Origin of the sequence: Rhodococcus sp. (in: high G+C Gram-positive bacteria), from assembly GCF_049591685.1 — a bacterium.
In the GTDB taxonomy this organism is placed as follows: Bacteria; Actinomycetota; Actinomycetes; order Mycobacteriales; family Mycobacteriaceae; genus Rhodococcoides.
This window is the reverse complement of record NZ_JBAWFH010000509.1, coordinates 1-8,864: the sequence shown is the minus strand read 5'-3', so window position 1 is coordinate 8,864 and position 8,864 is coordinate 1. Positions and strand designations below refer to the sequence as shown.

Annotated in this window: 8 protein-coding genes and 1 pseudogene; 2 read left to right on the top strand and 7 right to left on the bottom strand. The window is 65.7% G+C overall.

What is annotated here, in order from left to right; genetic code table 11:
* From WBQ44_RS20880 to WBQ44_RS20850, 7 genes and pseudogenes are all read right to left on the bottom strand, one after another.
* Nucleotides 1-562, bottom strand: a pseudogene (locus WBQ44_RS20880) (c-type cytochrome biogenesis protein CcsB); the annotation flags it as partial.
* Nucleotides 563-566: 4 nt separating this feature from the next.
* Nucleotides 567-2,201, bottom strand: a complete 1,635-nt coding sequence (resB, locus tag WBQ44_RS20875; RefSeq protein WP_495568578.1) for a cytochrome c biogenesis protein ResB — start codon at nt 2,199-2,201, stop codon at nt 567-569.
* 10 nt (nt 2,202-2,211) lie between these two features.
* Nucleotides 2,212-3,051 carry a cytochrome c biogenesis CcdA family protein gene (locus tag WBQ44_RS20870; protein ID WP_495568577.1) on the bottom strand — a complete coding sequence of 280 codons (840 nt, stop codon included), beginning with the start codon at nt 3,049-3,051 and terminating at the stop codon, nt 2,212-2,214.
* On the bottom strand, nt 3,048-3,650 hold the full coding sequence (locus WBQ44_RS20865; protein ID WP_495568576.1) for a TlpA disulfide reductase family protein: 603 nt from the start codon (nt 3,648-3,650) through the stop codon (nt 3,048-3,050). Before WBQ44_RS20865 ends, WBQ44_RS20870 begins: the two co-directional genes overlap by 4 nt.
* Nucleotides 3,643-4,320: a histidine phosphatase family protein gene (locus tag WBQ44_RS20860; protein ID WP_495568575.1), complete on the bottom strand. Its 678-nt coding sequence runs from the start codon at nt 4,318-4,320 to the stop codon at nt 3,643-3,645. Before WBQ44_RS20860 ends, WBQ44_RS20865 begins: the two co-directional genes overlap by 8 nt.
* Nucleotides 4,317-5,639, bottom strand: a complete 1,323-nt coding sequence (hemL, locus tag WBQ44_RS20855; protein ID WP_495568574.1) for a glutamate-1-semialdehyde 2,1-aminomutase — start codon at nt 5,637-5,639, stop codon at nt 4,317-4,319. Before hemL ends, WBQ44_RS20860 begins: the two co-directional genes overlap by 4 nt.
* Before the next feature lie 160 nt (nt 5,640-5,799).
* Nucleotides 5,800-6,486 carry a hypothetical protein gene (locus WBQ44_RS20850; protein WP_495568573.1) on the bottom strand — a complete coding sequence of 229 codons (687 nt, stop codon included), beginning with the start codon at nt 6,484-6,486 and terminating at the stop codon, nt 5,800-5,802.
* Nucleotides 6,487-6,623: 137 nt separating this feature from the next.
* On the opposite strand from WBQ44_RS20850, the gene WBQ44_RS20845 reads away from it, so the two are divergent.
* Nucleotides 6,624-6,845: an inositol 2-dehydrogenase gene (locus WBQ44_RS20845; RefSeq protein ID WP_495568572.1), complete on the top strand. Its 222-nt coding sequence runs from the start codon at nt 6,624-6,626 to the stop codon at nt 6,843-6,845.
* A 42-nt stretch (nt 6,846-6,887) separates the two neighbouring features.
* On the top strand, nt 6,888-8,852 hold the full coding sequence (locus tag WBQ44_RS20840; protein ID WP_495568571.1) for an acyl-CoA dehydrogenase family protein: 1,965 nt from the start codon (nt 6,888-6,890) through the stop codon (nt 8,850-8,852).
* Nucleotides 8,853-8,864 lie beyond the last annotated feature (12 nt).

The window sequence follows — 8,864 nt, the reverse complement described above, 5'->3', positions numbered from 1 at the left end:
GAAGGATGCCGCTGCCGACGCTGACGATCGTGACGTGGATGGGCAGCCAGAACGATCGCAGTGCGGGCACGACGGGCGCTGCGTCGGCGTAGAGCTTGGTGGCCGCGAGGAACATCAGCACGATGATCGGCGCGAGCACGAACACGAGCATCGGGCGCATGGTGCGCTTACGCAGCAGCAGAAGCGAGGTCAGGGTGGCTGCCGCGGTGGCCATGGTGACGAACTCGTACATGTTGCCCAGCGGGAACCTATGGGTGGCGAAGCCGCGCAGAACCACTGCCGCAACGTGCAGCACCAGGCCCAGGATCAGCAGGGCAAAGCCCATGCCGGACAACCGCTCGGACAGTGGGCGCTTCGGGGCTTGGACGACCCTTCCCGGCACGCCGGGTCGCGTGCCGGAAGCAGCGGGTGCACCGCTGCCGACGAGTTCCTTCGCCTGTACGGCGGTGGCGCGGGCGGATGCGTACTGCGCGATGAGCAGGATGAACGCGAGCACGTAGATCGCGAACGCGGACTCGAAAGACCAGTCGCTGTACTGCGAGAGTGTCTCGTTGATCGGCATCTTCTCAGATCTCCTGGTTTTTCTTCGCGTTCGGGTCTGTTGCCACTACATCGCCGATCAGCCGCTCGCAGAGCCGGTCGAACTCTTCTCCCCAGCCCGCCTGATCGGTACGGGCCAGTCCACCGAGTTCTACTACAGTATGTCGTGAGTCCGGCTCGGTGCGAAGTCGCACCCATACGCGGCGTCGCTTGATCACGAGCGAGACGAGCAGTCCGCCCATCATCGTCAGCGCGAACACGAGCACCCAGGTCTGCGCGGGATCGTGCGAGACCTGCAGGTTGACGAACTCTTCTGCTCCGTCGAACCGGACGTTGGTGCCGTCGGACAAGGTCGAGCTCTCCCCCGGCTTCAGGTTGACGCGGTCCTGCTTGACCAGGCGGCCCTGGTTGACCATTTCCTGGTTCAGCGAGAACAGTGACTGCGGGAAGCCGGTGTCGAGGCCGGTGTCGCCGCGGTAGATGTCGACGGCGACGGCCGGGTCGGTCATTGCCGGGTAGCTCGACGACAGCAGGTTGCCGTGGAAGAACGCCGTCGGCGCGAAGAGTCCTTCGACGGCAATCTGATTCTGCCTGCGTTCCGTCGCTTCGGGATACAGCCCGCCCGGAGGGTCGAACCGCAGAACGCCGCTGGAGAGGAACGTCGTGGCGTCGGTGGGCTGCCACTGGATGGTCTCGGTGCGGGTCTCGCCGTTCGGAAAGGTGACGGTGAATGTCGGCGCGTACCCGTGGCCCTGGAGGTAGACCCGGTCGCCCGCGACGCGCAGCGGGTGGTTGACCTGCAGTACGTCGTCGCGCCACACGTTGTTCTCGAGGTCCTCGCCGGCCTGATACTCGATGTTCGAGGTGAACATCTCGGCCTGGCCGCTGTCCAGGTAGTCCGCCCGGAAGTCCTTCACTCGAATGCACAGGGGTTCGAGCCCGGTGCCGTCGACGAGCTGGCCTGCGCGGAACCCGTCGTAGATGGCAGGTGAGGTACTGCAGAAGCCGGGGCCGTCGTTGGCGATGACGACGACGTTGCCCTCGTAGCCGAGTAATTTGCCGAGCGCAATTGCCGCGAGCAAACCGACCAGGGACAGGTGGAATACCAGGTTGCCGAACTCGCGGAGGTAGCCCTTCTCGGCCGACAACGTCACTTCGGTGCCGGACTCTCGCCGTGCGACGCGCCACCCCCGCAGTTGCGCAGCGACCTTTTCGGCGGTCTCGTCGACAGGTGCGTCGACGACGTAGCGGCTGTGGTGCGGCAGACGGGAAAGATTGCGGGGTGTCGGTACCGGCTTGGTGCGCAGCGCTTTGGCGTGGTCGATGCAGCGCGGAACGATGCAGCCGATCAGCGAGACGAACAGCAGCGCGTAGATGGCGGTGAACCAGAAGCTGGAGAACACGTCGAACAGCTCGAGCTTGTCCATCAGCGGGCCGAGCGTGGGCCGCGCGGCGATGTATTCGTCGACCTTGCCGGAGTTGAGGCTGCGCTGCGGTACGAGGGCGCCGGGGATGGCAGCGAACGCCAGCAGGAACAGCAGCACCAGCGCCGTGCGCATGCTCGTCAGGTTGCGCCACGTGTTGCGAACCAGCGCGACGCCGCGGCCCGCAGCGGACTGCCGGGGAACGTGCGGTGCGGGCTTGGTCTCGAGATCCGTCATATCGCCCCCCTCATATCGGAAGTACCACGTCGGAGACGAAGGCGTCGCGAACCCAGCCGACGAAGACGTCCCACGCACCCGTGACGAGTGCAATTCCCACTGCTATCAGCATGATTCCGCCGAACACCTGTATCTGTCGTGCGTGTGTACGAAGCCAGCCGACTCCGCGTAGTGCGCTCACCGACCCGAACGCGAGGATGACGAACGGCAACCCGAGCCCCAGGCAGTAGGCGACGATGAGGGTGACGCCTCGTGCGGCGGTGGCGCCTTCGGTTCCGGCCGCCAGCGAGATGACCCCGGCGAGCGTCGGGCCGAGGCACGGGGTCCACCCGAGAGCGAAGACACCGCCGAGCAGTGGGGCGCCGAGGAGGCTGCCAACGCGGCGTGGCTCGAAGCGCACGTCGCGCTGCAACGCCGGGACGAGACCGATGAACACCAGTCCCATTGCGATCGTGACGACTCCGCCGATTCGCATCAGCAGTTCACGGTTGACCGCGAGTACCGAGATGGCTCCGAACACGGTCGCCGTCGCGAGTACGAACACGACGGTGAATCCGAGGACGAACAGTCCGGCCGCGCCTGCCACCCGAAGACGGGTTGCGGCACGGGTTTTCGTCTGCACGGCTTCCGATGCGGTCACCGCAGGGGCATCTGCCCCGACGACACCCGCCAGATACGACAGGTATCCCGGGACGAGCGGGACGACACACGGCGACGCGAACGAGACGAGCCCGGCCAGGACGCACACGCCCATCGCGAGGACGAGCGGTCCCGTCGACGCGGTCGCTTGGAATGTCTCACCTATGCCTGCGAGATGAGACGTGCTCGCCAGAAAGTTCGGGTGCGTCACGACTGCTCGGATTCCTCGGCAGCGACGCGTTCGACGACGGGCTGCAGGTCTTCGGTGAGCAGTTCACGCAGAAACACCGCGGCGACGCGATGCTGCTTGTCCAGTACGACGGTCGTCGGGACGACCGATGTCGGGATGCCGCCGAGGGCGGTGAGGGTGCGCATGGGCGGGTCGTAGATCGACGGGTAGCTCACGTTGTTGTCGACGACGAAATCCTGGGCCTTGTCCTGCGCGTTGTCGCGGACGTTGATACCGAGGAACTGCACGCCGAGGTCCTTGGTGTTCTCGTAGACCTCTTCCAGGTCGTCCGCCTCGCCGCGGCACGGGCCGCACCACTGGCCCCACACGTTGAGGACGACGGCCTTGCCCTCGTAGTCGGCCAGCGAAGTGGTCTTGCCCTCTTCCATCAGGTCTGGCCCGGACAGGCCGTCGATGGTGCCGCGGCTCGCGGGCGGGTCGTAGAAGATCTCGGTCTGGCCCCCCGGTGAGACGAAGTCGAACGTTCCCCCGGTGGCGACCGCGTCGGTCCCCGTCGCACATCCGGTGAGGAGTGCGACGGCCGATGCGGTGGCCGCGGCGGAGACGAGGAACTTACGCACCGGCGACCTTCGGATCACTGGCCCCTGCGGGCTCGGAGTAGACGATGTCGACGAGCGTGTCGCCTTCGTAGACGAGGGAGGTCAGCGACGCCAGGCTGCACTGACGGTGACGCGGGTCGTGCCAGAGGCGCTCGCCCTGCAGGAATCGGCGCAGAGTCCAGACGGGCAACTGATGGCTGACGCACACGGCTTCGTGACCGACGGCGGCGACGCGGGCAGCGTTGACTGCGGCGAGCATGCGGTGCGCGATCTGCAGGTACGGCTCACCCCACGACGGGGTGAGGGGGTTACGCAACTTCCACCAGTGCCGGGGCCGACGAAGGGCACCGTCGCCGACGGCCACGCGCAGTCCCTCGAACTGGTTGCCTGCCTCGATGAGGTTGTCGTCCTCGGCGATGGTCAGGCCGTGAGCCTGCGCAATCGGGCCAGCGGTCTCCTGCGCACGCTGCAGCGGCGACGCGACAACGTGCGTGATGTCATGACCGGCAAGGGCTTCGGCGACGGCGACGGCTTGCGCGCGGCCTGCATCGGACAACCGGAAGCCGGGCAGGCGTCCGTACAGAATTCCCTTCGGGTTGTGCACCTCGCCGTGCCGAAGCACGTGGACGATGGTGCGGGTGCTCTGGTGCGGATGACTGTCGGCGTTGTTGGTGCCTGGAGCGGTGCTCACTTGGTTCCTGCTTCTGCTCGGGCCGCTGCGCGGGCGGCGTCGGGGAGCGCGTCGGCGATGATCTGGAAGGCGTCGTCGTCGAGGGCCGCGGAGACGAACCAGGCCTCGAATGCACTCGGCGGTGGGTAGACCCCACGCGATAGCAGGCCGTGGAAGAACGCGGGGTATCGCCACGTCTCGGCTGCTTTGGCGCCCGCGTAATCGGTGACGGGTCCGTCGGAGAAGAACACGCTCACCATAGTGCCTGCGAACTGCACGTGATGACGAACGCCTGCCTCGGTCAGAGCCTCGCCGAGCAGCGCACCGAGCCGCTTCGAGTTGCGCTCGAGCTTCTCGTAGACGGCGGCGTCGGCGAGTTGGAGACTGGCGAGTCCGGCCGCGACCGCGACCGGGTTACCGGACAGTGTGCCCGCTTGATAGACCGGTCCGGCCGGAGCCAGGTAGGCCATGATGTCGGCGCGGCCACCGAACGCGGCGGCGGGAAGACCTCCGCTCATGACCTTGCCGAAGGTGTACAGGTCGCCGGCGACACCGTCGATGCCGTACCAACCGGCAGCGCTGACGCGGAAACCCGTCATCACCTCGTCCATGATCAGCAGGGCCCCGCTGTTGGTCGCGAGACGACGAAGGCCCTGGTTGAAGCCCGGAACGGGCGGGATCGCACCCATGTTGCCCGCGGCCGCCTCGGTGATGACGCACGCGATCTCGTCGGGGTTCTCGGCGAACGCAGCTTCGACGGCTGCCAGGTCGTTGTAGGGGACGACGATGGTGTCCGACGCCTGCGCGCCGGTGACCCCCGGCGACGTCGGGAGGCCGAACGTGGCGAGGCCCGAGCCCGCATCTGCGAGGAGCGCGTCGACGTGGCCGTGATAGCAACCGGAGAATTTGACGATCTTGGTGCGACCGGTGAACCCGCGGGCGAGCCGTACTGCACTCATCGTCGCCTCTGTGCCCGAATTCACAAGGCGTACCTGGTCGACGGGCCCGACTCGGCCGACGATTTCCTCGGCGAGCGCGATTTCGCGTTCCGTGGGGGCCCCGAAGGACAGGCCCGTCGACGCCGCCTTCTGCACCGCGTCGACGACGACGGGGTGCGCGTGTCCGTGAATCATCGGACCCCACGACGAGATCAGGTCGACGTAGCGGTTGCCGTCAGCGTCGATCATCGTGTAGCCACTGGCCTCGGCGATGAAGCGCGGCGTGCCTCCCACCGAGTGGAACGCGCGGACCGGGGAGTTGACTCCTCCCGGGATCACAGCGCTCGCGCGCTCGAAGAGCCGGGCAGAAACGGGTACGTCGTCGCCGAGGGAATCAGTCACGACCCCCAGTGTCCCAGGTTTACCGATACTGCCAACTACAGGGCGTAATAATCAGCCCTTCTCGTCTGGCGTCGGCGGCCCTTCTTACAACAACAGCGTCTGTTCGCAACGCAAATTCGCGTTGTGATCAGACGCTGGGGTTGTGAGCGCTCGCGTGCGATCAGGGCCGGCGGTGCTCCCCCACCTGATCACCGTCGGTGCGCGGGTCCAACTTTGCGCCCCGGGGATCGAGGTTGCCGTCAGGACGCTCCGTGGTGGCACCGGTGTTGTGCGTGCCGGTGCCGTGTGTGTCGGTGCCGTGTGTGTCGGTGCCGTGCGCGCCGGTGCCGTGTGTGTCGGTGCCGTGTGTGTCACGACGAGGATCGAGCGTGTCGCGCACCTTCTGACCTGCACTTCTGCCGTCGTGATCGTTGCTGCCGTGGGCTTCGTGGGCACCGGTCCGGTCGTCGTGGCCGACCACTTTTTCGGCGTGCGCCTGATCGACGTCACCGGAACGCGAGCCGTTCTTGACATCCGGGTCGATCTTGTTGGCCCGCTCGTACTCCGAGTCCAGCTCGTCGCGCGACGTTGCTGCGTGACCCTGGTGCGTTTCGGCCTGCAGAGACAGCTTGCGTGCCTCGGCGGCCTTGGCTTCCGCATCGGCCTGAGCGCGCCGGGCTTTCGCTGCGCTCTCGTCGGCAACGGCCTGCCGCTGCTCGACCTCGGTCTGCCTTTCGGCGGCCTGCTCGCGGATGCGATTCGCTTCCACTCGCTTGGCGGCCTGCTGCTTGCGGCTGACCGCGAGAGCGATGGCCACAATGAGAAGAACCACTACTACTGCTATGACGATCCACACTGCTGTGTTCATATCGTGCCCCCAAGGTTCTAGTCGAGCCTTCCGAGTACCCGCCCCTCCATTCCGCAAACGAAATGGGGCGAATACCCGACTTTTCCGCTGCTCGGAACGTGTAACGAGCGTGTTACCGCTGGATTACACTTCCCAGCATGGAGGCACAACACGAACCAGCGCGGTACTCCTGGCCCGACGGGTTTCGCGAGCATCTTCGTCGCGAGTTCGACGGCTTCAGCCCGCTGATCACTCGCGTGCTCGAAGACAACGGGGCGTCGGTGTTCCGGGACGGACCGTACGGGCGGAGCAAGTTCTGGTCGCGGCTCCGAAGCAAGTTGGCGGCCAGCTGGGCCCGCGAGTATTTGTGGCCTTCGTGACGCTTCCGCGACGGCATATTCCGCGAGAGGTTACCGTCGAGTATGGCAACCAAAACGGAGCACCTTCGCAACACTTTGGACGGTCGCTGGCGCGATGTGAAGAACGAGGCCCGAGCACAACTCGTTCGTGAAGAATTCCGTCCGCACTACACACCGAACACCGTCATCGCTCGCACCAAGGCGCTGGAGCAGCTGAAGATCCTCGCCGAGCACGGCGCAGCGGACGACGGTTTCAAGAAGGAACACGGCGGCACCGGCGACGTCGGTGCCGCGGTCACGATGATCGAGATGCTCGCGATGTCGGACCTGTCGCTGATGGTCAAGGCCGGAGTCCAGTGGGGACTCTTCGGCGGAGCCATCGAGAACCTGGGCACCGAGCGTCACCACGACGCGTACGTGCGTCGGATCATCGACCTCGACCTGCTGGGCTGCTTCGCAATGACCGAGACGGGTCACGGCAGCGACGTGCAGTCGCTCGAAACGACCGCCACGTACGACCCGGCCACCGACGAGTTCGTCATCCATTCCCCGACGCCGTCGTCGCGCAAGGACTACATAGGCGGCGCCGCCGAAACGGCAACCGTGGCGGCGGTGTTCGCGCAGCTGATCACGGCCGGGCCTGGCGAAGAAGCCGAAGGCCACGGCGTCCACTGCTTCTTCGTCCCACTGCGTGACGAGAACGGCGACGACCTCCCCGGCGTCACCACCTCGGACTGTCAGTACAAGGGCGGTCTACCCGGCGTCGACAACGGTCGAATCATGTTCGACCAGGTGCGCATTCCGCGCGACAACCTGCTCAACAAGTACGCCGACGTCTCCTCCGACGGTACGTACTCCTCCCCAATCGAGAACCCGAGTCGACGATTCTTCACGATGCTCGGCACCCTCATCCGCGGACGCGTCACGGTCGGCGGTAGCGCTGCCGCAGCGGCCCGGGTCGCCCTCGACATCGCGACGCGATATGCGTTGCAGCGCAGACAGTTCTCGGCACCGAAGTCCGAGGACGAGGTGCTCATCATGGATTACCTGGTGCACCAGCGTCGACTGTTCCCGCTGATCGCGAAATCGTACGCACTGCAGTTCGCGCAGAACGAGTTGGTGGCCAAGCTGCACGAGCTGCAGACGTCCGACAACCCGGATGCCGAGGAGCAGCGCGAACTCGAATCTCGCGCAGCAGGCCTCAAGGCCGCCAACACCTGGCACGCCACCAAGGCCATTCAGGAAGCCCGCGAAGCATGCGGCGGCGCAGGCTACCTCGCCGAGAACCGGCTCATCTCGCTCAAGGCCGACACCGACGTCTTCACCACGTTCGAGGGCGACAACCACGTGCTCACGCAGCTCGTCGCCAAAGAGCTGCTCACCGCCTACGCCGACGATGTCAAGGGCATGAGCCCCGTCGAGTGGGTTCGGTTCGCGGCCGAGTTCGCAGGCGAGCGGGTCGCCAAACGCACTGCGGCACAAACGATCATGCAGACCATCCTCGATTCCCGTCAGGACAACGAGGAAGAGGGTTCGCTGTTCAACCGCGGCACCCAGGTCAAGATGTTCGAGGATCGAGAGGATTACTTGATCTCCACCGTCGCTCGGCGGTTGCAGAGCAAGTCCAAGGAAATGGGCGCGTTCGAAGCGTTCAACTCGGTGCAGGATCACGTGCTGCACGCGGCGAGTGCGCACATCGACCGCATCATCCTCGAGGCATTCATCGCAGGCATCTCCACGTGCGAGGACGCGGAAGCGAAGGAACTGCTCGAGCAGGTGTGCGACATGTATGCACTGTCGGTCATCGAAGAAGACAAGGCCTGGTTCATCGAGCACCGGTTCCTCTCGACCGAACGCGCCAAGGCCGTCACCCGCGGCATCAACGAGCGCTGCCGGACACTTCGTCCGCACGCCCTCGAGATGGTGGAGGGCTTCGGCGTTCCCGAGGAGCTACTGGGCGCGGCGATGCTCGGCCACCCACAGTCAGGTAGCGACGAAGAGAAGGCAGATCACCCCAGCAAGGCGTGATGTGCGCTGCCG

Coding starts and splice junctions, on each gene's coding strand:
- resB (WP_495568578.1), bottom strand. CDS start 2,201: ATGACGGATCTCGAGACCAAGCCCGCACCGCACGTTCCCCGGCAGTCC.
- WBQ44_RS20850 (WP_495568573.1), bottom strand. CDS start 6,486: ATGAACACAGCAGTGTGGATCGTCATAGCAGTAGTAGTGGTTCTTCTC.
- WBQ44_RS20845 (WP_495568572.1), top strand. CDS start 6,624: ATGGAGGCACAACACGAACCAGCGCGGTACTCCTGGCCCGACGGGTTT.
- WBQ44_RS20840 (WP_495568571.1), top strand. CDS start 6,888: ATGGCAACCAAAACGGAGCACCTTCGCAACACTTTGGACGGTCGCTGG.